Genomic DNA, 807 nt, shown 5'->3' with positions numbered 1-807 from the left:
ACAGGTAGGGGATCAGGTCTTGTGCCGTTTTGCCGCCGTCATCAAAAAGTATGCCCGGCCCGGCGTCGACGCTTTTCGCCTTGGCGGCGAGGAGTTCGCAATCGTCATGTCGCGGATGACGGACGAAAAAGCTTACGATCTCGCCAGCAAGATCGGCGTGGCGTTCGGCACCGAAATCGTCCCCACCCAGCTCGGCAAGTTGCGCAGCACGGTCAGCGGCGGCATCGGCTTTGGCGAGGCAAGCGGCAGCAGGCTGGACAACGTGCTCGCCGAGGCGGACGCGGCGCTCTATGCCGCCAAACGCGCCGGGCGAAATTGTGTCATCAGCCGCAAGAGGATGGGCAAGGCCGAGCCGATCAAGCCGGCCTTGCGCTCAGCGTAATTACTCCGCGGCCCCCAGATAGTCCGACAGCGGCGGGCACGAGCAGACCAGGTTGCGATCGCCGGCGACATTGTCGATGCGTGACACCGGCGGCCAGTACTTGGCTGCCGTGTCGGGGTCGCCTGCCGGATAGGCCGCTTCCAGGCGCGAGTAGGGATGGGTCCACTGGCCGGCCAACGCCTCGGCGGCGGTGTGCGGCGCGTTGACCAGCGGATTGTCGGCCAAAGGCCATTCGCCCCTGGCGACTTTTGCTGCCTCTGCCGATATGGCGATCATGGCCTCGCAGAAGCGGTCGAGTTCCCGCTTGGGCTCGGACTCGGTCGGCTCCACCATCAGCGTGCCGGCGACCGGGAAGGACATGGTCGGCGCGTGAAAACCATAGTCGATCAAGCGCTTGGCGACATCGTCGACACTGATGCCTGCAC

At 65.1% G+C, this 807-nt stretch carries 1 protein-coding gene and 1 pseudogene; one reads left to right on the top strand and one right to left on the bottom strand.

Annotation, left to right across the window (positions count from 1 at the left end):
- Window positions 1-382, top strand: a 382-nt coding sequence (locus EN750_RS37020; RefSeq protein WP_127399461.1) for a diguanylate cyclase, incomplete at its 5' end; no start/stop codon positions are given.
- On the opposite strand, the pseudogene EN750_RS37015 reads toward EN750_RS37020, so the two are convergent.
- Window positions 383-807: pseudogene (locus EN750_RS37015) on the bottom strand (glycine dehydrogenase (aminomethyl-transferring)); the annotation flags it as partial.

This window comes from Mesorhizobium sp. M7A.F.Ca.ET.027.03.2.1, assembly GCF_003999175.1.
Lineage (GTDB): Bacteria > Pseudomonadota > Alphaproteobacteria > Rhizobiales > Rhizobiaceae > Mesorhizobium.
Note: the sequence above shows the minus strand (reverse complement) of the source record. Positions and strands in the feature narration are given on the sequence as shown.